The organism is Phytoactinopolyspora halophila, assembly GCF_003287285.1.
Classification (GTDB): Bacteria; Actinomycetota; Actinomycetes; order Jiangellales; family Jiangellaceae; genus Phytoactinopolyspora_A; species Phytoactinopolyspora_A halophila.
Window position 1 is genome coordinate 351,720 of the sequence record NZ_QMIG01000003.1, and the last position, 24,319, is coordinate 376,038.

Consider the following 24,319-nt stretch of genomic DNA (forward strand, 5'->3'; position numbering starts at 1 on the left):
ACGCCGCTCCCCCGCGCTGACCGCGTACGCCGCCCGAGAGGTATCGCCGCGCGGCGATCGCGGCTACGATCGACGGCGCCACCGGAGGCGTGGACGAGGGAGGATCATGCGCTCGAGGGTTGCTTCTACGGCAGTCGTGGCCGCCGTGGCGGTGCTGGCCGCCGGTTGTGTCGAGGATGGCGCGGCCGACGACGAGGAGGCCACTGCCGTCGAGGGCCTGGCCGGCGAGGGTTCCGGGGAAGAGTGCACCATCGAGGAGCCGGTGCCGGTGGGGGTGGTGTTCAGCCTCACCGGAGGCGCCGCCTTCGCCGGTGAGTACCAGCGCGAGGGGCTGGAGCTGGCATTCGAGGAGATCAACGGCAAGGGCGGTGTCGAGTACGAGCTCGTCCTCGAAGACGACGCCACCGAGCTGGAAGACAGCATCGCGGCATTCGAGAAGCTCATCGAGCGCGACGAGGTCAGCATTATCGTCGGCCCGACGCTGTCGGACATGGCGTTCTCCACGTTCGAGGACGCGCAGCAGGCCGGCGTTCCCGTCCTGGGAATTTCCACCACCGCCAAGGGAATCCCGGATATCGGCGACTACGTGTTCCGCAACTCCATCCCCGAGGAGGTGGCCCTCGCGCAGAGCCTGCCCGCGGCCCGCGACGCGCTGGGTTTGGAGAACGTCGCGGTGATGCACGACAACGAGGACGAGTTCACCTCGTCGGCGTACACCACCATGACGGAGGTGCTCGACGAGGAGGGTATCGAGATCGTCGGGGACGAGACGTTCCAGACGGCTGACACCGAGTTCCGCTCCCAGCTGACCAAGATCCGCGAGGACGATCCGGACGCGCTGGTTCTCTCGGCCCTGCCGGCCGCCACCGTCCCACTGGTGCAGCAGGCTCGCGAGCTCGGCCTCGACGTGCCGATCGTCGGGGGCAACGCCTTCAACTCGCCGGTGATGATCGACAACCTGGAGGACGCGGCCGAAGGGCTCATCGTCGGCGGCGCCTGGAGTGACGCGCTGGACAGCCCGGGCAATGCCGAATTCATCGAGTCCTACACCGACACCTACGATCGCGCTCCGGATCAGTTCGCCGCCCAGGCATACACCGCGGCCCACATGATCGACGCGGCGGTGCGAGCCGGCTGCGACGGGAACCGCGAGGCGATCAAGACCAACCTGGGCCAGCTCTCGGAGCTGGATACCGTGCTGGGCACCCTCTCGCTCGACGAGAACGGGGAGGTTCACCACGAGCCCGTCGTCCAGATCGTCGAGGACGGTGAGTTCACCCTCCTCGACGGCTGACGATCCCGGGACGTTCGATGTTGCAGCAACTGGCCAACGGGCTGTTCGCCGGTTCGATCTATGCCCTGTTCGCGATCGGCTTCACCCTGGTGTTCGGCATCCTGCGCCACCTCAACCTCGCCCACGCGGCGATTTTCACGACCGGCGGGTTCCTCTCCGTCGATCTGATCTCGCGGCAGGGCCTGCCGATCTGGCTGGCCTTTCCCCTGGTGATGCTGGCCGGAGGGTTGATCGGGCTGCTGCTGGAGCGGATCGCCTTCCGCCCGCTGGCCGGGCGTCCCGACGAGCACTTCGCCGGCCTGATCTCGTCTGTCGCCTTCGGTGGAATGCTCATCGCCCTGGTGCAGGCACGTTACGGGACAGAGCAGCAGAGCATCTCCTCCGAGGCCTTCCCGAACGAGGTTTACACGGTCGCCGGCGTGTCGATCAGTCTCGCCCAGCTCACGACCCTGGGCCTCGCGCTGGTGCTCATGCTCGGTCTTGCCTGGGTGGTGGCGGCCACCCCGCTGGGGCGGGCCATGCGCGCGGTCGCGGAGAACGCGCGGGCCGCGCGGGTGCTGGGCATCAACGTGGAGCGGGTCACGGCCAGTACCTATGCCCTCTCCTCCGCCCTGGGCGCCATGGCGGGCATGCTGATGGTGCTCAACGTCGGCCAAGGCGACCTCGGAATGGGCCTGGCCATCGAGCTCACCGGCTTCGCGGTCATCATTCTCGGCGGCATGGGCTCGTTGTGGGGAGCCATGGCGGCGGGGCTGATCCTCGGGTTGGCCGAGGCGCTCACCATCCATCACATCGGGTCCTCCTGGAAGGACGTCGTCGCTTTCGGCCTCCTGTTCGCCATCTTGCTGGTGCGCCCCCAAGGTCTGTTCGGAACGATCAAGGCGCGGGAGGTCTGAATGTTCGCCGGCTACGAGTCCCTGATCACCACCATGGCGCTCACCGGCATCCTGGCGTTTTCCTTCCACGTCGTCCTCATGGCCGGGCAGCTCAGCCTCGGCCAGGCCGGTTTCGCATCGCTCGGGGCCTACATCTCCACGCTCGTCGTCCCGGAGACGCCACTGTTCGGAGGGCTGTCACCGGTACTCGTCGGCATTCCTGTCGGGATGGCGGTGGGCGCGACCGCCGCCTTCGTTCTCGGCCTGCCCGTCATGCGGCTGCGCGGCGTCTTCCTGGCGATCGCCACGATCGCCTTCGCCGAGGTCGTGCGCATCCTCATGCTCAATGCGGAGTGGACGAACGGCGCCCGCGGGCTCCGGCTCGAACGGTGGGTGACGCCCGAGCTGGCGTGGTTCGTCCTCGCCATCCTGGTGTACGCGTTCTGGCGGCTGGGACCATCCCGCATCGGGCGTGCCTTCGCGGCGGTGCGCGAGGACGAGGTAGCCGCCAGTTCCATGGGCGTCGACGTGGCACGCACCCGGATGACGTCGTTCGTCGCCTCGGGGGCCATCGCGGGACTGTACGGCGTGCTCTTCGCCTACTTCGTCCGCCGGATCGGACCCTCCGACTTCGGCTTCAGCATGATGCTCGACGGCCTGGTCGTCGCCGTCGTCGGCGGCTTCCTCGTCTTCTTTGGCCCGCTGCTGGGCAGCGCCTTCATCACCATGGTGCCCGAAGTGCAACGTGCCGCGGGCCTGGAAGCGGGCTGGATCCACCCATTCGTCACCGGCGCGCTGCTGCTGGTCGTGATCCTCCTGCTGCCCGGTGGCCTGTCCAGCATCGCCGGATACCTGCACGGTCGCCTGCGACGATCGCCGCCGCCCGCACCATCCACGGGCCCGCGCGCCGGCAACGAGCCGCCGGAGCTGCCCGAGCTTCCGGCGGCGGACACCCCGGTTCTCACCCTGAACGGCGTGGGCAAGGATTACGGGGGCGTGCACGCCGTGCACGACGTCGACCTGGAGCTGCGCGCGGGAGAGATCCTGGGGGTCATCGGTCCCAACGGCGCCGGCAAGACCACGCTGGTCAACATGATCAGCGGTCACGTCGCGCCGACCAGTGGCGACGGCCACGTCCTCGGGCGCAAGCTCGGCGCAGCCGGTGGGGCCCACCGCGTCGCCCGGGCGGGCGTGAGCCGCACGTTCCAGCACTCCAAGCTCTTCGACCGGCTGTCGGTCCTGGAGAACACCCTGGTGGGTACCCATCTGGTCAGCAAGCCCACCTTCGTGCGCCGCCTGTTGTGGCTGCCGTCGGCCCGCAGGGACGAGAACCGGGCGGTCTCCCAGGCCAGGCGCCAAGTGCAGCGGGTCGGACTCGCCGACCGCGAGCACGTACCAGCCGCACAGCTCTCGTATGGCGACCAGCGCCGCCTGGAGATCGCGCGTGCCCTGGCGTCGCATCCCTCCCTGCTCATCCTCGACGAGCCCGCCGCCGGAATGAACCGGGTCGAAGCCGCCGAGCTGTCCGAGCTCATCCGCTCACTGGCTGCCGACGGTGTGACCATCATGCTCATCGAGCACAACGTCCACATGGTGCTCGACACCTGCACGCGGGTGGTCGTCCTGAACTTCGGCGAGGTCATCGCCAGCGGACCACCCCAGGTCGTGGCATCCGACCCGCAGGTCATCGAGGCGTATCTGGGTTCGGACGAGACGGGACGCGAACATGTCTGACACGGCACCCGAATCTGACACCATCGTCTCGGTGCAGGGCCTGCACGTGTCCTACGGGAGGGTCCAGGCGGTACGCGACATCTCCTTCGATGTCCCCGCAGGCGCGGTGGTAACCCTAGTCGGCGCCAACGGCGCCGGTAAGACCACCGTGCTCAACGCCGTGGCCGGGCTCGTGAAACCGCGTGCGGGCACCGTGCTGTACCGGGGCCGGGACGTGACCCGCTGGCCGGCGCACAAGCTCGTCGCCGCCGGCATGGTTCTGGTCCCCGAAGGCCGCCAGATCCTCGGGACCCTCACGGTTGCCGAAAACCTGCAACTCGGTGGCTGGCGGCGAAGGAAGGCGTCTGCGGCCGCCATCGACGAGATGTACGAACGCTTCCCCGTGCTCGCCGAGCGCCGGAACCTGCGTGCGGGATCGCTCTCCGGCGGGGAGCAGCAGATGCTGGCCATCGCTCGCGCGATGGTGGCCCGGCCCCAGGTGATCCTCATGGACGAACCCTCGATGGGCCTGGCCCCCAAGATGGTGGACGAGATCTTCGGCGTGATCGAGACCGTCCGCTCCAGCGGCGTGACCGTCGTGCTCGTCGAGCAGAACGCCCGCCGCGCCCTGCGCGCCGCCGACACCGGCTACGTGCTGGAAACCGGCACCCTGGCCCATTCCGGGCCAGCCGCGCGCCTGCTGAAAGATCCCCGCGTCGTCCAGGCCTATCTCGGCGTCGAGTGAGGCCCGTCTGCGCGACCCCTATGCGAGCGGGTTGATCCACGTCAGCTCGGGGAACCGGCCGAAATCCGGATCGTTGGAGTACACCTCCCCCTGCTGCTCGATCGCGTATGCCGCCAGCTGGACACCCGTGGTCAGGTTGCCGGCCGTTCCCATGCTCTCCACCAGCCGCAACGCTATGTCCAGGTGCTTGACTCCAGGAACGAGGAATTCGACAGTTGGCTGCGCCAGCCAGTCCTGGACGTATCCGACCGCATGTCGAAAATGATCACGGCGACCACCCGGCTGGTCCATGATCGCCTCGTCTTCCAGCTCGTCGGCGAGCCTGTTGAAACCTGCCAGATCGAATCCTGGTCGCGCGGCGGACTCGTGAGGTGTCATCCGATACGGATCACCGGTTCAGATCTGCCCGAAAGCCGCGGCGCGGGCGTGGTGCTGGCAACGGTCCTCGTGCTCGGAGGTCCAGCCGAACTGCCCGGCAAGAACCTGGAATTCCCGTTCGAGCGTCGTCTGCGATGTCGTCCGCGCGTCCGTGGAGATGGTCACCGCGAAGCCATCGGCCAGCAGGCGGTCCGCCGGATGGTCAGCCAGGCTCGCGACCGCGCCCGTCTGGACATTGCTCACCGGGCACATCTCCAGCGACACCCCGTCGGAGCGCAACCGGTCCAGCAGCGCCCGCTCCTGCACCGCCCGCACGCCATGACCGATCCGGGCAGCGCCGAGCACATCCAGCGCTTCCCACACGCTCGCCGGTCCGGCCGCCTCGCCCGCATGGATGGTCACGCCCAGCCCACCCGCGTGCGCGGCGGCGAACGCCTCCCGGTGCGGCTGCCCGGAGTGGCTCTCGTCACCGGCAAGATCCACGCCGGACACGACATCTCGATGCCGCAACGCGGTGTCCACCACGCGCTCGCTGATGTCCGGCGATTGGTGGCGCAGGCAGCACAGCAGGAGTCCCGTCCGGACACCCGCACCCGCATCCGCACCAGCACCGGTCTCGGCGCGCCCGGCCGCCAGGCCCGCCACCACGGCGTCGACGGCCTCGTCCATGCTCATGCCGTGCCGCCCGTGTAGCTGGGGAGCGAACCGGACTTCCCCGTAGCCGACTCCGTCGGCGTGCCAGTCGTGCACCAGCTCGCGCGCCGCACGATGCAGGGCATCGGGCGTTTGCAGGACGTCCAGAACCGGCTCGATGTAGCCGAGATAGGTCGTCAGGGAACCGCATTCGGCTGGCGCCACCACGAGTTCGTCCACCGGGCGAGCAAGCGGCGTACCTTGCTGGGCGGCGAGCTCGGCCACGGTGCCCGGCCGAACCGAGCCGTCGAGATGGCAGTGCAGCTCCACACGGTCGTTCCGATCTTTCATGGTGCGTCCTCCACGCGCTTGGCCAGGGTGTCGAACAGGAGTTCCTTGAAACCCTTCCCGTCCACCCGGCGAATCAGGGTCACGTTCGCCGCCGGGGCGTCCAGGCGCCGGTCCGGCGCGGTCTGGCCACGGGCCTCGTCACCGAGGGCGACTCGCACGTGGGCCGGCTCGGTCTCGATGACCAGATCGGGCCGCAGCACCCCGGCCATCGCCACCGGGTCCGGCAGGTCGTAGCCGTCCAGCCCGGTCACCGTCGCCGCCCATTCCGCAACTTTGCGGTTGATGCGCTGGGTGAACTTGGCGAGCGGGGTGTCCAGCTCACGCAGCGCGTGCTGATCGTCGGGAGTCATCACGGCGTCTCGCCGCGACACGTCCCAGCCGATCCAGGTGACCAGCTCCGGAGCTGCCGCCTCCGCCACGACGTGCGCGGCTTCCGGATCGGCCCAGGCGTTGAACTCCGCTGTGGCGCTCATGTTCCCCACCGCATCCGGCGCTCCGATCATGCAATACACGTGCCGGAACCTGGTCAGCAACGCACGATCCCGGAGCACGGCGGCCGCCAAGTTGGTCAGCGGCCCCAGGGTCACCAGCGTCAGCTCGCCGGGCCGGGACCGCGCCCGGTCGAGCAGGACGTCGATCGCGTGCCCGGGGCGGGCAGACCCGGCCGGCTCGGGCAACCCCAGATCACCCATGCCGTCGTCACCGTGGACGGCGGTGGCCGTGTGCAAGGGCCGCACGATCGGACGCTCGCAGCCCTGATAGACGGGCACCTGTCCCCGACCTGCGAGCTCCAGCGTCAGCAGGGCGTTTCTGGTGGCCAGGGGCACGGGGACGTTTCCGGCGACGGTGGTCACCGCGGTCAGCTCGGTGTCCTCATTGAGGGCTGCGAGCAGGAGGGCGACCGCGTCGTCGGATCCGGTATCGGTGTCCACGAGGAGCTCAAGCATCCGCCATCCCTGAATTCGCCCGGCACGGTTGTCCGAACACGGCTTATCTAAACGATTAGACTCCACTCTCGAATGCGATGATCTGATCTGTCAAGCTGATGAAGAGGGAGGTGTCCATGGCGATCACGATGGTCGATGTCGCCCGGCGAGCGGGCACGTCCACGGCCGTGGTGAGCTACGTCTTCAACGACGGCCCGCGTCCGGTGGCAGCGCACACCCGCCAGCGGGTCCTGGCTGCCGCCGACGAACTCGGCTACCGGCCCAACCGCATGGCCGCCGCCTTGCGCTCGGGCTCCTCCGGACTTATCGGCCTCGTCTTGCCCGACACCGTGAACCCGTACTTCGCCACGCTCGGCCGGCACCTCGAAACGGCCCTCGACACCGCCGGCAAGCTGACCGTCCTCGCGAACGCCGGATACGACGCCCAGCGGCAGGCAGCCGTGCTCGATCGCCTTCTCGCGTCCCAGGTCGACGGCTTGATCATCGTCTCGGCAGACGGTGCGGCCGACCCCGCCATCGCCGCCGAGCAGGCCGGCACCCCGCTGGTCGCCGTCCACCACCGCCCGGAGGGCTCGACGGCGCCGCTCGTCGCGGCGGACAACGACACCGCGGTGACATCGGCTGTCGCACACTTGCACGATCAGCACGGTCACGAGCGCGTGGACTTCCTCGCCGGGCTCGCCGACGACGGCCCGGTGTCCGCACGGCTCGCGGCGTGGCGAAAATCCGCGACCGGTGAGGTGTTGCGCTGCGCCTACAGCCGCGAGGCCGCCGCCGAGCTGACCAGCCAGCTCGCCTCCGAGTCGCGGCTTCCCCGCGCCCTGCTAGCCGCGACCGATGTGCAGGCCTTCGGCGTGCTCGCCGCGGCAGGCGGCCTCGGCATCCACGTTCCCGACGACCTCGCGCTCATCAGCTGCGACGGAAGCGCCGAGGCAGCATTCACCGTTCCCTCCCTCGCCGCCGCGCAGCAGCCGTTCGACGAGATCGCCAGGCGCGCCGTGAACCAGCTACTCGGCCAGCCACTGCCCGACGCCCCCGCGCGGGCACGCCTCGTTCCCCGCCGCAGCTGCGGCTGCCCGCAGCCGCCGTTGATCACCGGCACCGGCTGAGTGATCCCCGCACCTCGCGTGCGCAGAACGGGCCGCTATGACGACCGTTTCTCCCCGCACCCTGGCTTCCGGCCGCCATCAGGCCACCGGGATGGCGCTGGTGGTCATCAGCTCGTACCCCTCCTGGGCATCGAGGCGGGAGTACTGCACGGTGACGGGGACCGAGCTGCGAATCCGGCACGCGTACGGAACGTCGGCCGGCAACGCCACACCGATCATTTCCGCCTGGTCGGAGCGCAGATGGATGTTGCGCCGGGCCGGCACCCGCACGTCGGTGGAGATCGGCTCCCGGTCGGCGAAATAGAACGTGAGGCCCACCTGCGCCTCCGTACCTGACACGTTCAGGACACAGAACGCCTCGTGACTCGGCGTATCCCCCACCGATGTCCCGGGAAGGAAACAGTCCGGTACGTGCCAGACACGGTGCCCTTCAGCCGCCAGCTCGGTGGTTTCGTCGTTCATCGCGCCTCCTCGCCGGGCATTGCCTTGCGGCCCATGTCGCAGCCCACGTCGCTCTCCCGCTGATCATGAACACTAGTAAACCTATGTAGTCGCTTAGTGTTCATGATCAGCGGGAGATGGAGATGGGGGTGGGCGTGGGCGGACCGAACGACGAGAGGAGCACGCGCAACGAATACGCCAGAGGCAGCCGCCAGCGCACCGCATCGCGTCGGGTTCATCGGCCTGGGCACGATGGGCCGTCCGATGGCCCGGAAGCTACTCGCCGGCGGGAACCACCTCACGGTCTGCGCGACGTCGACCCGTCGGCCGTCGACGGCTTGCGGGCCACAGGGGCTCACTCTGCCGATCCACGGGGCGCTGCCGAGGCCAGCGACGTGGTCGTCTGCATGCTCACCCATCCCGACGTGGTCCGCAAGGCCATCCTCGGTGCCGGGCGAACTGACGATTCTTGCGGGTGGAGACGCCGATGCCATCAGCCGAGCCGGTAATGCGCTGCCTCGGCAGCGAGCTGCATCGCTGCGGTCCGCTCGGCTCCGGTCAGGTGATCAAACTCGCCAACAACCTCGTGTCCTGTGCCAACATCGCCGTGCTCGCGGAAGCTTACGCGCTGACCCGCCGGGCCGGGGCGAACGCGGACGTCCTGGTCGACGTCATGCCGCACACCTCGGCCGACAGTTGGCAACTGCGCCACACCCTGATCGGCAAGGTGCTGCAGGGTGACCTCCCCCCATGTTCAAGCTGGGGCTCGCGGCCAAGGACATGCGCCTGCTCGACGAGCTGGCCGGAGAGCTGGCCGCACCGTTCGGCCGCGGACGTGAGGTCTTGAGCTGGTACGAGCAAGCCGAAGAGCGCGGCATGGCCGAGCAGGATTGGGGCGCCGTCGCCCTGGTCGACGAGCCCAACTGGTGATCCACCGCACGCAGGGCACACGGCCCGGACGTCGTGGCCGCTGACCCGTCGTCGACACAATGGCAGGATATTGACGACATAAGGCGTTACTGCCACTTTGGCAGTACGTTAATGGTAGAAGACTTTCTGCCATGTTCGTACTCATCGTCACGGCGGCCATTGCCGCCACCACGGCAGCTCTCGCCAGCGCCATCCTGCTGACAATCTCATCCATCCGTCATCACAGCAGGTCAGCAGCCACACGGCCCCCGGCAACACCCCGCCCACCAACATCCCACGAGACGGAGTTACCCCACGCGATAGCCCGGCACTCCGGCCGCCACGGCAGCCGCGGCGGAATCCACGCGAAGGCCCTGTTCACCTCTCCGTGGTGGCCAAACGACCCCTCCAGCTCTGGGCAGTCAGCTCCCACGAAGATCATCAGCTAGGACGCGACGTGGCCGCGTGGCGTGTTCCTCGACGTGGCGAACGCCGGGCACTTCGACACCCAGGCATGCGCTAACTCCCGATTTTCGCCGCTTTTTCGCACGTCTGGGGGTCGAAGTGCCGCCATACGCTGACGTTGGAGATCGAATGGGCCTACGGGCTCGACCTCATGACCCGCCACACGGCCCGTCGTGGTCGACCTCCACGGTCACGACGTGGCCGGTATCCGGCTCAGCCGCGGTGATCGCCACGGCGCTTGTTCAACTCCAGATCCGGCATCTCCATCATCGACACCTCCGGCACGTCAGGCGGCACAGCAGGACAGCGTGGCGACGTCGCGGCCGAAGGTCTGCGCGGCCAATTTCAGACCTTCGGCCATGGTCAGATACGGCGCCCACGTGTCCGCCAGATCGGACGTGGTCAGCCCGAACTTGATCGCATAGACCGCAGCCTGGATCACCTCTCCCGCGCCGTCGGCCAGGATGTGCACCCCGAGCGCCCGGTCGGTGGCCACGTCCGCGACGATCTTCACCAGACCCCTGGTGTCCCGGTTCACCGCGGCACGTGGCACCGCCGACAGCGGCAGCACCGATGTCGTCACCTCGTATCCGGCCGCGATCGCAGCCCGCTCGGTCAGCCCGGCCGCCGCGACCTGCGGTGACGTGAAGATGACCCGCGGCAGTGCGGCCCAGTCCACACTCCGGGTGGGTCCGTTCAGAGCGTTCTCCGCCGCCAGCGTGCCCTGCTGGGCAGCGACGTAGACGAGCTGCGGCGAGGAGGTGACGTCCCCGGCAGCGAATACGTCCGCGTTGCTCGTCTGCAGGTGCTCGTCCACGATGACCCCGCCGTCCTCGTCGAGCACCACCCCGGCGGCGTCGACGCCCAGGCCAGCCGTGTTGGCGCGACGTCCGGTACCGACCAGGATGTGGTCCACGGTGACACGCTGCTCGCGCCCATCAACCGTCGCGACGACGACACGCTTGTCACCGTCGACCTCCACCCGGCCGATCATTGCTGGCGCGTGTACCTCTGCGCCCTGGTCACGCAGCACAGCGGCCAGGGCGTCGGAGATGTCCGGCTCCTCACACGGCGCGATCCGATCCGCCGTGTCGAAGAACGTCACCCGGGAACCTACGTGGGCGAAGAACTGGCCCAGCTCGAGACCGATCGCGTTCGCGCCGATGACGGCCAGCGATCCCGGAACCATGTCCAGATCGAGCGCCGTGGTCGAGGTCAGATAGCCGGCCTCGTCGAGACCCGGAATCGGCGGCGCCACCGGTGTCGCGCCCGTGGCCACCAGATACTTGTCCGCCCGGATGACGCGTCCGTCGACGGCCAGCGCCTGCTGATCGATGAACGCGGCATCACCGCGCACTACGTCGAATCCATGCACGCCGATCAGATCTTCGTACTTCTCCGCCCGCAAGGCGGCGACCAGCTCGTCCTTCTGCGTGACCAGTTCCCGCAGTTCCACCGAGTCGACGCTGGTGCGCACTCCGGCGAATCCGTGCTGTGCGGCTTGGTGGTATATCTCGCCGGCCCGGATCAGCGCCTTCGACGGTACGCATCCCACGTTGACGCACGTGCCACCGATGGCCGATCGCTCCATCATGACCACCCGCGCACCCAGGTCACGGGCGCGGATCGCCGCGGCGAACGCGGCCGACCCGGACCCGATGATCGCCACATCGTAGCCGGTGACTCCACTCGCCCTGCTGGGCCTACTCGCCCCGGTGGCAGCGCCGGGCGTCCCCTGCCTACCGGTGAGATCGTTCACGTCGCTCATCACGCTGACGACGCTATGGTTTCCAGCACACTGGAACGTCAAGCACGAGCGTCGAGTCGCCTGTGAGGCGAGCTGTGTGGCGGAGGAGTTGACCTCGACACCCAAACGTGCGCGAATCCCGGATTTTCGCCGCTTTCTCGCACGTCTGGGCATCGAAGTCGATACCGGCCTAGCGGTTGACGGCCGTCTCGCGCGATGTCGGCCTAACGCCTGACGGCCGCTTCGCGCGGCGCCGTCTCCTCGCCGGAACCATCCCGCCTGCCCTCGCCCAGATCGACCCGGGGCAGGACGTGGCCCAACCAGTGCGGCAACCACCAGTTCACCCCGCCGAGCAGGCGCATGGTCGCGGGCACCAGCACGGTGCGAACCAGAGTGGCATCGATCAGGATGGCCACGGCCAGCACCAGGCCCAGCTGCTGCAACTCCGCGATGGGCACGGCCGCGAAGCTGGCGAACACCACCACCATGATGGCCGCCGCCGACGTGATGGGCCGGGCAGTGTGTGCAAGTCCGTCGGCCACGGCCCGGGCATTGTCACCGGTGCGTTGCCACTCCTCGCGCATCCGGCCCACCAACAACACTTCGTAATCCATGGACAGGCCGAACAGCAGCGCGAAGGCCATGAGCGGGAGGAAGAACTGCACGAATCCGATGTCGGCGAAGCCGATCACGTCGGCACCCACGCCGTGCTGCACCACGGCCACCAGCACGCCGAGCGACGCACCCACGCCGAGAATGTTCATCACGGCAGCTTTCAGGGGCAGCACGGCGCTGCGGAATGCCACCAGCAACAAGAGCAGCGAGAGGGCAACGATCAGCCCGATCGCCCACGGCTGTTTCGCTTCGACCTCGTCGGTGAGATCGGCGACCGTGGCACTCATTCCACCGACATGCACGTCGAGATCGGTGCCCGCGGTGGCGTCGGGACCGATGACAGAACGGATGTCATCGACCAGGCCGGCGGTTTCGGGCGCGTCTGCCGGCTGCTGCGTGATCACCGTGATCACCGTCGTGTCCATGCCGCCGTCGAGGTCCACCACCGGGCGCAACACCTCCCCGGCGACGGGATCGGCGGCGGCGCGCTCCAGTGCCTGTGACGTGGGTGTGCCGACGCTCTCGTTCAGGATGCCGGTCAACGACTCGGTACGCGCGACGTCGGGATGGTCGCCGATCTGCTCGGTGAGGGCCGCCACAGCACCCAGGTCCTGGTTATCGAACGCGCCATCCGGCGAGTGCACGACGACGGACATCGGCGCCATCGCACCGCTGGCGAACTCGTCGGTGAGAATCGCCAGTCCCTGACCGGACGGCCGATCTTCAAGGCCGGTGTTCGTGTCGAAACCGAGCTCGAGGTCGAACACGGGGATGGCCAGCGCGCCGAGAACGGCCACGCTCGCGACGAACGCGGACACCGGACGGCGCATCACGCCGTGTGCCCAGCGAACCCATCCGCTTCGCCCCGACCCCGAGCGTTGAGGGTCCCGTTCGCGGCGCCGGGGTAGCACACGCAGCCGGTCGACCCGTGCACCCACGAGGCCGAGCACGGCGGGAAGGAGCGACAGCGCGACGGCGACCATCACCGCCACGGTGGTCGACGCGGCGATGGCGAGATTGGTGAAGACGGCGTTGTCCACCAGATAGAGCCCCGACAGCGAGAGGGCCACGGTAATGCCCGAGAACAGCACCGCCTTACCGGTCGTGGACACGGCCATCCCGGCCGCCGCCACCCGGTCGTCACCCCGCGCCAGCTGCTCGCGAAACCTGGTCAGGACGAACAGGCTGTAGTCGATGCCGACACCGAGGCCGAGCAGGATGGCCAGACTTTCGACCATGATGTCGAACGTGTGGGCGTAGCTCGCCGCCCCGAGCAGCCCGAGAGTCACGGTCACACCGACCAGGGCCAACAGTATGGGCATGCCTGCCGCCACCAGCGTGCCGAAGGCGAGGACCAAGACGATCAGCGCAAGTGGCAACCCGATCATCTCAGCACGGTTCAGCCCTTCCTGCTCCGCGTCGAGCAGGTCCACGAACAGCGGCGACTCGCCCGTGAGGAAGATCTGCACATCGCTGGTCGCCAGCGGATCGGTGACGGCACGCAGGTCGTCCACGAGATCCTGGTGCTCTTCACTCTCGCCGGTCAGCCCGATCACCACGATCGCGGAATGGCCGTCGTCGGAGATCTGTCCGGTGGCGCCCTCCTGGTAGGGCCCGATGACGCTGACCACCCCGTCGACGTCGCGCACGGCCGCAACCGCCTCGTCGACGATTTCCCGGAAGGGCTCGTCGGTCGCGGTGTACTCGTCGGAGGAGAACACCAGCATGTCCTGTTCGGTGATTGGCTCCGCGAACTCCTCCTCCACGAGCTCGTCCGCCCGGTCCGCATCCGTGCCCGGTACTGTCAGCGACAGCCCGCCCAGCCGGTCGTGCAGTTGCATTGCGAACACCCCGCCAACGACGAGAAGGAGTGCCCACACCGCGACCACGCGCCACGGATGGCGGGCTTGCGCGATGCCGATCCGGTACAAGAGTGGGTTCGTCACAGTAGCCTCCCAAGCCTCCGATCACCGGGTGCCGCGCTGGTACACCAGAGCGTTCAGCGCGTCCGCCGCGCGGGCTCCGTCATATCCCGGCGCGGCGAGGGTGTGTAGCAACATGCCGTCGAGCGCGGCGATCAGCGCCGACGCGAGCGCCGTGGCATCGATGTCCGCTGCGATGCTCCCGCGCTCCTGCTCGGCGCGGATCACGTCGGCCAGCATCGTCCGGTACTGGTCGAGCAGCTCCGCGAACCGATCACGAAGTTTCTCGTCCCGGGTGCAGGCCATCATCACCTCGACGACCAGCGCCTGGCGGCGCTCGGTGAGACCCTGCACGTACCACTGCGCCGCAGCTGCGATGACGTCGTCCACCGTGGCGTTATCGAGCGCCGGCAGTGGCTCCGTGAACAGCGTGTCGATCGCGGCTAGCGCCGCCTCGCGCAGCAGCTCCCCCTTGCCGCGGAAGTGATAGCTGACGGCGCCGTGGGGCACACCCGCGCGTTCGGCGATCGCCCGGGTGCTCACGCCTCCCCAGCCCATCTCGGCGATCAGATCGGCTGCGGCCTCGAGGATCGCCGCACGGGTCGTCTCGCCTCGCTCCGCGCTCGTCTTTACCGTTGTCCGATCGGATTGTCCATTCGACTTGTCCACATGGACAACTTATGCGTTCGCGTCATCCAGATCAAGCCGTGGGAGATCCGCATTTTGATTCCTCCGGAAGACTCCGGGTATAAGGGCACGGGTTACACATACCGGTACACAGGCACCCGCACCTCGCCCCTAAACCCTGGGCGTGGCGCGGAAGTTCGCAGCACAGAAAGGTGGCACCGTGATGGCCGAGACCGGCGCACGCAGCACGCTTCGTGCCGTACTCGTCGGCGGCGCGGCAACCGCGCTCACATTGCCGCTGGCCGGAGCGGCCGGCGAACCCGGCGACGGCACACCCGCTGCCGCGCAGGTGGACCAGCAAGCGGGCTCGTCACGTGAGCCGACGAAGAGCATCGGCTTCTACGTGGGCAAGGACCTCACCGACGACGGCTCCGTGCTCCTGGGTGGTTTCGGACACGAGCCGTCGAGCCACTGGTTGGAGATCGTGCCACGACGCGAGTTTGCCGAAGGTGCGACCACCACGGTCGGCATCACCGACGAGGCGCGCATGCCGGGCGAGCTCATCGAGATTCCCCAGGCACGCGAGACCAACAAGTACATCACCTCGCACTATTCGGAGTTCGCCGGCTTTCCTGCCCCGCTGACCAACGGCGGGCTGAACGAGCACGGCGTCGCCGCTCGCGACATCTGGTCCCCCAGCAGCGAGCGGCTGCTGGAGTTCACCGACGACGTGCAGACCGGGCCGAACTACAGCGATCTGTCCCGCATCGCGATGGAACGTGCCAGCAGCGCGCGCGAGGCCGTGGAGATCGTCGGCTCGCTGATCGACGAGCACGGATATTCCAGCTACGGCGGCAACTCGCACCTGTTCGCCGACCAGGACGAGGGCTGGGTGCTGGTGAACTACGGCGGCAACCAGGGCTTGTGGGCGGCCGAACGGCTCGGCCCCGACGAAGCCCGGGTCTCGTTCCCCGGCTACCTCAACCCCTTCCCGGTGGACTTCCAGGACCACCCCGATGAGTACCTCGCGTCGGACAACTTCATCGACTTCGCGGTGGAACAGGGCTGGTTCGACCCCGACGAGAGCGACGAGTTCGACCCGCACGAGGTCTACGGCGGGCTCCTGCCACACGACCGGCAGGTCAGCGAGACCCATCCCGCCGGCTACAACATGCAAGGCGAGCTCGAAGAGGAACTGGCCGAGGAACTCGCGCCGGTGTCTCTGCAAGACATGATGGCCTACGTCCGTGACCCGCGCTGGTCGCATGATCGGTCCGGATACGGCCAGGTGGCGCAGCTTTCCGACGTGAAGCATCCAGAGCTAAACAAGCTGTGGACGGCCGTCACGGGAGCGGTGACGACACCATACGTCCCGATCTACATCGGGGCGGAGGACGTGCCACCGGAGTTCAAGCAGCACCGGTACATGACCAAGGGCGCGGCCGCGGAGTGGCTGGCCGCCGATTACGCCCCGTTGGAGGCGACCCGGTATGCCACGCGCACGTTCAAGCGGCTCATGTACCACACCTGCGAGGATCCAGAGACGTTCCTGCAGCCGGTGACCGCGGAGATCGAGGAATTCGAGCGTGACCTGCTGCGCGAGCAGGAGCGGATCGAGCGGCGGGCGCAGGCTCGGCTGCGCTCCGGCCGCGAGGAACTCGGCCGCGAGCTGCTCACCGACTACGTCGGCGAACGCCTGCTCGACGCCCTGGAACTGGGCGAGGAGGTCGTGAGCGCGGTCGAGGAGCGCACCCGCGAGGACTCGGGCATCCGGTTGCCGAGCGGGCGCGAGCTCCCCGGCGAGACCTTCCGGGCGGAAAGCCAGAGCATGAACCGCGGCGGGCTCGACGGTGCGGCCAACGACATCGTGCATTGCTACCGCGAGGCTCTCGACGACTACCCGCGCGAACACGGCGCCTACTCCGACCAGGCCGGTGACCTGCTCGGACGGGACAAGCCCGGGAAGCCTGGACGGCCCGGCGAGCTGAGCGAGCTGGGCGGCGTCGGCGCCGATGTCGATCCGGAGTCACTCCGTGACGCTCTGGACAGCGCCCGGCAGGAGCACGACCCTGACGCCGATTGGGATGCCTTCGCCGATGCCGTTCAGCGCGAGCTCGACGACTAGGTGCAGCACCCCGCCCACCTCCACCCCCGCTGATCATGAACACTTACCGACCACATAGGTCTATAAGTGTTCATGATCAGCGGAACGAGCCGGTGATCGAGGCTTCGGAATGGCGATCGGCGCGGTTGTTCAACCGTCTCACCGGCGGCATCGTGAACGCCGAGCGGTACAGGTGGACGCCCAGCGTGCTGACCCAGATACATGCCACGACGGCGATCGCTCGCTGAATCGCCCCCAGCCAGTGGGGCAGCACCTCGGTGCTCATCAGCGTGAAGAGTACGAGGGTGACGATGCCGCTGGAGACGGATGGCAGCTGCATGCGACGCCACGCGTCATAGCGCCCGACACTCCACGAGATCAACAATTGGGAGCCTCCGGCGATCAGGAACGTCGCCACGCTCGCCACGTCGTGCACCTCGTGGTACAGCGAGACGTCGCCCGTGCTGACCTTGGCGGAACAGACCGGGAATTGCAGGCCGCAATCGTGCCGGACCGAACCGATGACGATCACGCCGAGGCCGCTCAGCATGACGCCCAGGGACCCGGCCCTGCCCAGCGAGTCCGGCAGCACGTAAAGCAACCCGGCGCCCAGCGACAGCACGCCGATGCCGAACATCACCAGGGCCAGAATCACGATCCAGGGGTGAGCCGCGTCGACCGCGGCCAATGAGCTGATGTAGTCGCTGCGCGGATCGTAGCGTTCCTGTACCGCACCCGCGATCAGCCAGCCGAGGGTGAAGACCAACGCCCCGCCGACCGACGACACCACCAGCCAGGTGGACAACACCCGCCGTCGCGATGGGTCGGCCAGCAACATAGCCATGGATTCGCGCTCACTCCGCTCGCCGGCATCCCCCGTCTGCGGCATCTGGACGTTCCCCAGGCCACGACGGCTCGGCCACGCTGCCGACCGCACGAGCTATGCCCGAAGACCGCAGATTACGGAATCATAACATGCGAATCACTTTTCATGACATATCGCCTGGAGTGGCGGATTCCACGTCGCGCACCGCTCCCCTGTCGGCCGAGGTCACCCACGTGGCGTAGGCCCGCAAAGCCGGCGACACGGGACGCTTGCGATCTTCGGGTCGGTACCCACCCGTGGCCTCCACATGCGCGCGCCGAGCGCGCAGCGTCTCCTCGGAGACGTGCAGTGTGATCGCGCGCCGCGGTATGTCGATGGTGATCTCGTCGCCGTCCTCGACGAGAGCGATGGCCCCGCCCGCTGCCGCCTCCGGCGAGACGTGCCCCACGGACAGGCCCGAGGTCCCGCCGGAGAAGCGGCCGTCGGTGACCAGCGCGCAGGCCGCGCCGAGACCGCGGCCCTTCAGATACGCCGTGGGATAGAGCATCTCCTGCATCCCCGGCCCGCCCCGCGGTCCCTCGTAGCGAATCACGACGACGTCACCGGCGGCGACCCGCTTGCCCAGAATCGCGTCGACGGCTTCCTCCTGCGACTCCACCACCACGGCGGGTCCGGTGAAGGTGAGGATGGACTCGTCGACTCCCGCCGTCTTCACGACGCAGCCGTCGTCGGCGAGATTCCCGCGCAGCACCGCCAAGCCGCCGTCCGGCGTGTACGCGTGCGCGATGTCACGAATGCAGCCCTGGTGGGAATCGAGATCGAGGTCCTGCCAGCGGCGCGACTGGGAGAAGGCCCGGGCCGACGGCTCGCACCCGGGTGCGGCGTGGAACAGCTCGACGGCGGCGGCCGACGGTGCGGCACCCCGGATGTCCCACTCGGCCAGCCAGGACTCCAGGGTGTCGGCATGAACGCTGCCCACGTCCGTGTTGAGCAGCTGGGCTCGATGGAGCTCTCCAAGCAGTGCCGGGATGCCGCCGGCGCGGTGGACGTCTTCGATGAGATAGCTGCCGTTCGGGGCAACCTTGCACAGGCACGGCACGCGCCGCGAGAGGGCGTCGATGTCGTCGAGCGTGAAACCCAGACCGGCCTCGTGAGCGGCGGCGAGCAAATGCAGGACGGTGTTGGTGGAGCCGCCCATGGCGATGTCCAGGCACATGGCGTTCTCGAACGCCTCCCGCGAGGCGATGTTGCGTGGCAGCGCCCGCCCGTCGTCCCCGTCGTAGTACCGGCGTGCAAGCTCGACGACGCTGTGTCCGGCCTTCTCGTACAGGTCCCGGCGTGCGGTGTGCGTGGCCAGTGTCGTGCCGTTGCCCGGCAGCGCCAGCCCGAGCGCTTCCGTGAGGCAGTTCATCGAATTCGCCGTGAACATGCCGGCACACGAACCGCACGTCGGGCAGGCGTTCTGTTCCATGCGCGTGAGGTTCTCGTCCGAGACCGTATCGGCGACGGCGCCGGAGACCACGCTGATGAGGTTGAGCCCCTTCTGCACGGTCCCGTCGACGAGCGTCGCCGTACCACCCTCCATGGGCCCGCCGGAGACGAACACCGTGGGAACGTTCAGCCGCAACGCCGCCATGAGCATCCCGGGGGTGATCTTGTCGCAATTGGACAGGCACACGAGAGCGTCCGCGCAGTGCGCCTCGACCATGTACTCGATCGAGTCCGCGATCAGGTCCCGCGACGGCAGCGAGTAGAGCATGCCGCCGTGACCCATGGCGATACCGTCGTCAACCGCGATCGTGTTGAACTCGCGCGGGATGCCCCCTGCGGCCGAGATCGCGTCGGCGACGATGCGGCCCACCGGCTGCAGGTGTGTATGTCCGGGCACGAACTCGGCGAAGCTGTTCGCCACCGCGACGATCGGCTTGCCGAAGTCGTCGCCGTCGACGCCAGCCGCGCGCAACAGGGCGCGCGCGCCGGCCATGTTGCGGCCATGAGTGACAGTCTGGGAACGAAGTGCAGGCATGCCTCCATTGCCGCACCGGCCCCGCGTCATCGGAAGATGGCGGCACTACTAGTAGTGGCGGTAATAGGATTCCGGCGTGGGACAGGACACCGAACGACGCCGCGAACTCGGCGACTTCTTGCGCAAACGTCGCGCGGAACTGGTGCGTGCCGACTTCCAGCTGCCACCCGTGGGGCGCACCCGCGTCACCGGGCTACGCCGCGAAGAGATCGCCTATCGCGCCGGTGTGAGCGTCACCTGGTACACCTGGCTCGAACAGGGGCGCGAGATCAACCCCTCACGCCAGGTGCTGGACTCGATCGCACGCAACATGCGGCTCTCGGTAGCAGAGCACGAGTACGTGCTCTCGCTCGCCGGCTACGCTCCGAACCATTCCACCGAGCTCGCTCCGGTGGCGGCCCCCGCACACCTGCAGCGCCTCCTCGACGCGCAGGGCGACGCACCCGCATTCGCGGTGTCCCCCGACTGGACCATTGCCGCCTGGAATGCCGCCTACGAGGCCCTCTACCCCAACGTTGCCACGGTGGCGCCGGAGCAGCGGAACCTGCTCTGGCTGATCTTCACCGACCCCTACGTCCGGCAGATGCTGCCCGACTGGGAAGTCACCAGCCGCCACTTCGTCGCCGAGTATCGCGCCGAAGCCGGCCCGTCACTCGGCCACCCCGCACACGTCACGCTCGTCGGCCGATTGCTCGACGAAAGTCCCGAGTTCGCCCGCGCCTGGGAAGAACACCGGATCGAGCGATTCGCCTCCCGCGAGCGGCGCTTTCACCATCCCGACGTCGGGGACCTCCTGTTCGAACACCACCGGCTGATTCCCTCCGACGTTCCCGACGTCCACGTCGTCGTCTACGTTCCACAACCAGACTCCGCGACGCGCACGAGGATGCGAACGCTCACCCGTCCATGACGCTCGCCGAACCAGCGGATATCGCACAGCTTTCTGGCCGGGCATCGCCCGTTCCGGCCGGGCATCGCCGCTCTCACAGGGACACCCGCCGCGAGAGCCCGGTCACGTGCGTCAGCGACGTGTCGTTGCCGGTCGTTACGGAATTCCACGCCAGTCGCGGTGCATGGGCCGGGTACGGACCGAGGTGGACCTCTCGGCCGCCGCACTACTGCCCGTCAGCGTGGCCTACCAGCGGGCCACCCGGCGACACGTCGGTTCGGCCGACAGTTTGCCCGACATCCCGAGTGTCGTACGGACCGTACTCCCGACGCTCACCTGAGCCAATGCAGGACGGGGGCTCCTGCGGTATCACGTCTCCCGCGAGGCACTGCCACAACGTGAGAGATGAGAACCGACATTATCGAGGTGATGGTCACGACAATGTCGGTTCTTTACAGCTCGTGTTATCTCGACTCGGGATGCCCCTCGTCCACGTCGCTTTCGAGAATCTCGGCCGCCCGCCGGAGAATGACCTCCTTCTCCTCAGCGATCCGGGCGAACGTCTCGGCATCCGCCTCGATCATTTCCGCCTGGATCTCGGACTCCACCTCGAACCACACGTGGACGAGACCGGTGCGTTCCTGGCACCGCACATCCGCGAGGGCGATCTCGATCTCCTCCGGCGTCACTTCCGTCCTATTGATGTCAAGCTCGGTCGGAAACTCGCCAGGTCTCTCCCTGCCATGTCCTTCCTCGGCCATACAGGCCGACCACTCTGCGATGACCTCCTGCACACGTTCATCCTCACGGGAGCGGACATAGCTCTCGCCCAAGCCGTCGACGGCTTCCGGTGGCCGGAAACCCCCCACCCGATAGAACGTGGCATCGCCGGCGAGCTCGGTATCCGCGTCGCCGAGGCATCCTTCCCGCTCCTCACCGAGCGGTCCGCTTCCCCCGAGAGCGTGTCGTTCCTCCTCGCTCGCGTCGGGTTCCGGGGGGTCGGACATCAGCTCACCGTCCGGGGTGACACTTTGATATCCGTGCTCGCGCGCGACATCTCGCTCATACACGAAGGCGTAGCGGCGGTGCAGCTCGCTGGCGAACGACAGGCCGGAACGACGCGGCGGTTCCCAGGCAAAGCCTTGCTCTTGCATGCACTCCTGAACCAACTGATCATGTGCACGCCGAAGCAGCAGACCTTCGTCCACCGACATCATGTACTCCTCGACCGGCAAGCTCAGCGAATCGGTGATCGACTCCTCCCCCGTCGACTCGTCCTCGAGCGATCGGCCGTCATCTCCGTCATCGGCGGCGACGCCGCCATCGCCATCGTGCGCGGTGGCGACATCGCCACCATCATCGCCACGATCCATCAGCTGCGGAACGGCCAACGCCGCGCTGGCAGCCCCGACGACGATCGCCACGCTGCCGCTGGCGACTTTCGCCACATATCGCCGGCGCATCCGCCGGCCACGAGCCATACCGCCAGCCACCAGATCATCGATCGGTGGATCCACGGTGCTCGCCGCCGCGCGCATGGCCTGTTTGAGCTCTTCCTCCATACTCACCGTGATCACCTCTGTCTGGTCAGGCCGACCGATGAAGCGCGGACATGTCCCCAACACCGCTGTCTCCCAGTGCGGCACGCAATCGTTGCAGCGCACGGAAGCTGCGCGACTTCACGGCACCTGGCGAGAGATCGAGCTCCGCGGCCGTCTCCTCGACGCTGCGGTCTTCCCAGTAGCGCGACACCAACACGGCCCGATCCTTCGCATCGAGCTCGGCCAGGCCATCCAGCAGCGTGAGCCGCAACGCGACATCGCCGTCGTATGTCGCGCTCTCCGGCACCGTCTCCGCTGGCTGCTCACCCGAACTCCGTCGCCGTCGATGCGACAGATACGTCCGCATCAACACGGTTCGGGCATACGCGATGGGCTCCTCGATCTGATCCAGCCGCCCCCATCGGCGAAAGACTTTGCCCAGCGTCTCCTGCACCAGGTCCTCCGCAAGGTGCCAATCACCGGTCAGCAGCCAAGCCGTACGGAACAGCGGGCCGCTGCACGCTGCCGCGAAGTCCCCGAAGCCTTCCGTACCGCTACTCACCCGGCCACTCCCTCCGTCGTTCTCTCCCCTGTTGACGCGATGGGCACGCCATCACGTTTCACCCGGACGAGAACCGCATATGAGTGTCGCACGGGAGCACACTGACACGATCTGACCCGCGACATTGTCGGGCGAGATGGGTAATGTCCGGAACATGAGCGAGTTGTTACAGCACGTCGACGTCCAAGCAGAACTCCCCGGCTGGCGCGTGCTCCTGGACAGGGTCCACGCCACCTTCCGCACCGGATCGTTCGCCAAGGGCGCGGAATTCATCGCCAGGATCACCGAGCTGGCCGAGGACGCCAACCACCATCCCGATGTCGATCTCCGATATCCCGCCGTTCACATCAGCCTGATCAGTCATGACGTCGGTGGCTTGACCATGCGTGACATCAATCTGGCACGACAGATCTCCCAGCTTGCCGAAGAGCTCGGCATCCAACCCGATCTGCACCGGCCACAGGCAACCGAAATCGCGATCGACGCCCTTGACATCTCGAGTGTCAAGCCGTTCTGGCAGGCGGTCTTCGGGTACCAGGACAAGGGAGAGGGCGACCTCGTCGATCCGCTCGGCATCGGCCCTGCCATCTGGTTCCAGCAGATGGACGAGCCCCGGCCGCAGCGCAACCGCATCCACATCGACGTCACCGTCCCTCACGACGTCGCCGAGGAGCGCATGGCGGCGGCCATCGACGCGGGCGGGCACCTCGTGTCCGACGACGCGGCACCGGCCTTCTGGGTGCTCGCCGACGCCGAAGGCAACGAGGCATGCATCTGCACCTGGCAGGGCCGCGCCTAGGGAGCGACGAAGCACAGGAGCCGCGCCGCGCTACGGCCGGGGATGTGTCCTACGGGACGATCTCGTAGATGTCGATGCCCTTGCTGATCGTCAACGATCGCCGACATGGACGTGTACACGGCCGTCGACGATCACACGGGCGTCGACGGCACAATTGGCATGGCCGGCCGGGCGCCGTCGCGCGATGCTGTGCCGCATGATCGCACCGGAACCGAAGGCGGATCTGCACCGCTACCTGCAGGTCGCTCGTGACGTCATGCTGTGGAAGCTGGACGGGCTCTCGGAGTACGACGCCCGTCGCCCCCTGACCCCGACGGGGACCAACCTGCTGGATATGGTCAAGCACCTGGCCACCGTCGAGGCGGGCTACTTCGGCATCACCTTCGGCAGACCGTTCGACGAGCCGCTGCCCTGGATCGAGGACGACGCCGAGGACAACGCGGACATGTGGGCCACCGCCGACGAGTCACGCGACGACATCGTGGGGCTGTATCGCCGGGTGTGGGCGCACGCCGACACGACCATCACCATGCTGGACCTGGATTCGTCCGGCCGCGTGCCGCACTGGCCGGACGAGCGCAGCGACGTGACCCTGCACCGGATTCTCGTTCACATGATCGCTGAGACGCACCGGCACGCCGGCCATGCCGACATCCTCCGAGAACTCATCGACGGTGCCGTCGGGATGCGCATCGACAACGACAACATTCCCCCGGCCGAGCAGCAATGGTGGGACGGCTACCGCAACCGGCTGGAGCGGGCGGCACGTGACGCCGAGGATGCATGACAGCCGGCGTCAGG

The 24,319-nt window shown here is 67.7% G+C and carries 22 protein-coding genes and 2 pseudogenes; 12 read left to right on the forward strand and 12 right to left on the reverse strand.

The window, feature by feature from the left end:
• The first annotated feature begins 106 nt into the window (after positions 1 to 106).
• The 4 genes from DPM12_RS06375 to DPM12_RS06390 are packed head-to-tail and all read left to right on the forward strand — an operon-like array spanning position 107 to position 4,627.
• Positions 107 to 1,294: an ABC transporter substrate-binding protein gene (locus tag DPM12_RS06375; protein WP_123788466.1), complete on the forward strand. Its 1,188-nt coding sequence runs from the start codon at positions 107 to 109 to the stop codon at positions 1,292 to 1,294.
• Positions 1,295 to 1,311: 17 nt separating this feature from the next.
• Positions 1,312 to 2,190, forward strand: coding sequence for a branched-chain amino acid ABC transporter permease (locus tag DPM12_RS06380; RefSeq protein ID WP_211658537.1), 879 nt, complete (start codon positions 1,312 to 1,314; stop codon positions 2,188 to 2,190).
• A complete protein-coding gene (locus DPM12_RS06385; protein ID WP_112257423.1) occupies positions 2,191 to 3,903 on the forward strand; it encodes a branched-chain amino acid ABC transporter ATP-binding protein/permease in 1,713 nt (570 codons plus the stop codon).
• Positions 3,896 to 4,627 carry an ABC transporter ATP-binding protein gene (locus tag DPM12_RS06390; RefSeq protein ID WP_112257424.1) on the forward strand — a complete coding sequence of 244 codons (732 nt, stop codon included), beginning with the start codon at positions 3,896 to 3,898 and terminating at the stop codon, positions 4,625 to 4,627. The genes DPM12_RS06385 and DPM12_RS06390 overlap by 8 nt, the downstream gene beginning before the upstream one ends.
• Before the next feature lie 285 nt (positions 4,628 to 4,912).
• Here the strand turns inward: DPM12_RS06390 and DPM12_RS24255 are convergent.
• The 3 genes and pseudogenes from DPM12_RS24255 to DPM12_RS06405 form a co-directional block, all read right to left on the reverse strand.
• Positions 4,913 to 5,008 (reverse strand): annotated as a pseudogene (locus DPM12_RS24255) (type II toxin-antitoxin system antitoxin VapB33); the annotation flags it as partial.
• A 15-nt stretch (positions 5,009 to 5,023) separates the two neighbouring features.
• A complete protein-coding gene (gene add, locus DPM12_RS06400; protein WP_112257425.1) occupies positions 5,024 to 5,989 on the reverse strand; it encodes an adenosine deaminase in 966 nt (321 codons plus the stop codon).
• Entirely contained in the window at positions 5,986 to 6,936 is a 951-nt protein-coding gene (locus DPM12_RS06405) for a nucleoside hydrolase (RefSeq protein ID WP_112257426.1), read from the reverse strand. Before DPM12_RS06405 ends, add begins: the two co-directional genes overlap by 4 nt.
• A gap of 116 nt (positions 6,937 to 7,052) precedes the next feature.
• Here DPM12_RS06405 and DPM12_RS06410 point away from each other — a divergent pair, with 116 nt between their 5' ends.
• On the forward strand, positions 7,053 to 8,045 hold the full coding sequence (locus DPM12_RS06410; protein ID WP_112257526.1) for a LacI family DNA-binding transcriptional regulator: 993 nt from the start codon (positions 7,053 to 7,055) through the stop codon (positions 8,043 to 8,045).
• Between the two features lie 78 nt (positions 8,046 to 8,123).
• Here DPM12_RS06410 and DPM12_RS06415 read toward each other — a convergent pair whose 3' ends face one another.
• Positions 8,124 to 8,507, reverse strand: coding sequence for a sensory rhodopsin transducer (locus DPM12_RS06415; protein ID WP_112257427.1), 384 nt, complete (start codon positions 8,505 to 8,507; stop codon positions 8,124 to 8,126).
• 102 nt (positions 8,508 to 8,609) lie between these two features.
• Between DPM12_RS06415 and DPM12_RS24260 the strand changes: the two are divergent.
• Positions 8,610 to 8,801 (forward strand): annotated as a pseudogene (locus tag DPM12_RS24260) (NAD(P)-binding domain-containing protein); the annotation flags it as partial.
• 178 nt (positions 8,802 to 8,979) lie between these two features.
• Here DPM12_RS24260 and DPM12_RS23795 read toward each other — a convergent pair.
• Entirely contained in the window at positions 8,980 to 9,189 is a 210-nt protein-coding gene (locus DPM12_RS23795) for a hypothetical protein (RefSeq protein ID WP_245951209.1), read from the reverse strand.
• On the opposite strand from DPM12_RS23795, the gene DPM12_RS24455 reads away from it, so the two are divergent.
• Complete coding sequence (locus DPM12_RS24455; RefSeq protein WP_425467568.1) at positions 9,094 to 9,333, forward strand: hypothetical protein; 240 nt, start codon at positions 9,094 to 9,096, stop codon at positions 9,331 to 9,333. The genes DPM12_RS23795 and DPM12_RS24455 overlap by 96 nt on opposite strands.
• 813 nt (positions 9,334 to 10,146) lie before the next feature.
• On the opposite strand, the gene merA is transcribed toward DPM12_RS24455, so the two are convergent.
• The 3 genes from merA to DPM12_RS06440 form a co-directional block, all read right to left on the reverse strand.
• On the reverse strand, positions 10,147 to 11,628 hold the full coding sequence (gene merA, locus DPM12_RS06430; RefSeq protein WP_112257429.1) for a mercury(II) reductase: 1,482 nt from the start codon (positions 11,626 to 11,628) through the stop codon (positions 10,147 to 10,149).
• A 203-nt stretch (positions 11,629 to 11,831) separates the two neighbouring features.
• Entirely contained in the window at positions 11,832 to 14,168 is a 2,337-nt protein-coding gene (locus DPM12_RS06435) for an MMPL family transporter (RefSeq protein WP_123788464.1), read from the reverse strand.
• Between the two features lie 21 nt (positions 14,169 to 14,189).
• The gene (locus DPM12_RS06440) at positions 14,190 to 14,813 is read right to left on the reverse strand and encodes a TetR/AcrR family transcriptional regulator (RefSeq protein WP_112257431.1); all 624 of its coding nucleotides are present in this window, start codon (positions 14,811 to 14,813) and stop codon (positions 14,190 to 14,192) included.
• A gap of 181 nt (positions 14,814 to 14,994) precedes the next feature.
• On the opposite strand from DPM12_RS06440, the gene DPM12_RS06445 reads away from it, so the two are divergent.
• Entirely contained in the window at positions 14,995 to 16,896 is a 1,902-nt protein-coding gene (locus DPM12_RS06445; RefSeq protein WP_112257432.1) for a C69 family dipeptidase, read from the forward strand.
• Positions 16,897 to 16,972: 76 nt separating this feature from the next.
• On the opposite strand, the gene DPM12_RS06450 is transcribed toward DPM12_RS06445, so the two are convergent.
• Together DPM12_RS06450 and ilvD are read right to left on the reverse strand one after the other, a co-directional pair.
• On the reverse strand, positions 16,973 to 17,764 hold the full coding sequence (locus tag DPM12_RS06450) for a DUF998 domain-containing protein (protein ID WP_112257433.1): 792 nt from the start codon (positions 17,762 to 17,764) through the stop codon (positions 16,973 to 16,975).
• 100 nt (positions 17,765 to 17,864) lie between these two features.
• Positions 17,865 to 19,727, reverse strand: coding sequence for a dihydroxy-acid dehydratase (ilvD, locus tag DPM12_RS06455; RefSeq protein WP_112257434.1), 1,863 nt, complete (start codon positions 19,725 to 19,727; stop codon positions 17,865 to 17,867).
• A 76-nt stretch (positions 19,728 to 19,803) separates the two neighbouring features.
• Here ilvD and DPM12_RS06460 point away from each other — a divergent pair, with 76 nt between their 5' ends.
• Entirely contained in the window at positions 19,804 to 20,637 is an 834-nt protein-coding gene (locus DPM12_RS06460) for a helix-turn-helix transcriptional regulator (RefSeq protein WP_112257435.1), read from the forward strand.
• Between the two features lie 106 nt (positions 20,638 to 20,743).
• Entirely contained in the window at positions 20,744 to 20,956 is a 213-nt protein-coding gene (locus tag DPM12_RS22770) for a hypothetical protein (RefSeq protein ID WP_123788463.1), read from the forward strand.
• Positions 20,957 to 21,080: 124 nt separating this feature from the next.
• Here the strand turns inward: DPM12_RS22770 and DPM12_RS06465 are convergent, their stop codons facing one another.
• Entirely contained in the window at positions 21,081 to 22,184 is a 1,104-nt protein-coding gene (locus tag DPM12_RS06465; RefSeq protein WP_123788462.1) for a hypothetical protein, read from the reverse strand.
• 19 nt (positions 22,185 to 22,203) lie between these two features.
• Positions 22,204 to 22,719: a SigE family RNA polymerase sigma factor gene (locus tag DPM12_RS06470; protein WP_112257437.1), complete on the reverse strand. Its 516-nt coding sequence runs from the start codon at positions 22,717 to 22,719 to the stop codon at positions 22,204 to 22,206.
• Between the two features lie 154 nt (positions 22,720 to 22,873).
• Between DPM12_RS06470 and DPM12_RS06475 the strand changes: the two genes are divergently transcribed.
• Together DPM12_RS06475 and DPM12_RS06480 are read left to right on the forward strand one after the other, a co-directional pair.
• Positions 22,874 to 23,518, forward strand: coding sequence for a 4a-hydroxytetrahydrobiopterin dehydratase (locus DPM12_RS06475; protein ID WP_112257527.1), 645 nt, complete (start codon positions 22,874 to 22,876; stop codon positions 23,516 to 23,518).
• Between the two features lie 196 nt (positions 23,519 to 23,714).
• Complete coding sequence (locus DPM12_RS06480; protein ID WP_112257438.1) at positions 23,715 to 24,305, forward strand: DinB family protein; 591 nt, start codon at positions 23,715 to 23,717, stop codon at positions 24,303 to 24,305.
• The last annotated feature ends 14 nt before the right edge of the window (positions 24,306 to 24,319 follow it).